The organism is Acinetobacter sp. NigerLNRRAM0016, assembly GCF_054112845.1.
In genome coordinates this window covers 1-277 of record NZ_JBSYVT010000147.1, presented here as the reverse complement: position 1 = coordinate 277, position 277 = coordinate 1, and the positions used below count along the sequence as shown (strand labels likewise).

Here is a 277-nt window from a genome sequence, read left to right as displayed (position 1 = left end):
GAGTCGCAGCTTCATCAGGATCTGCAAATTAAAGTCGATCAAATTGAAGTGATCGATCAACAGATTCCGATTATCAAACAGGATATACAGAATACCAAAGCACAAGTTGCTCAGGAGGTGATTGATCGCCAGTACGCGATCCAACAAGCAGAAGATGGATTAAGTCAGCAAATCATTGATGGAGATGATGCAGTATTGGAGGTTGTAAATACTGTTAAAGAATCCAGTGAACAGGGTATTGCTGCTGCGCAAGAATCCATTCATTTAGTCAGTGAAG

Annotated in this window: 1 protein-coding gene; it reads left to right on the top strand. The window is 41.2% G+C overall.

Annotated elements, in window-relative coordinates; all coding sequences use genetic code 11:
* Window positions 1–277: hypothetical protein (locus ACWQ4X_RS19915; protein ID WP_457904695.1), on the top strand; the 277-nt coding region annotated here is incomplete at both ends.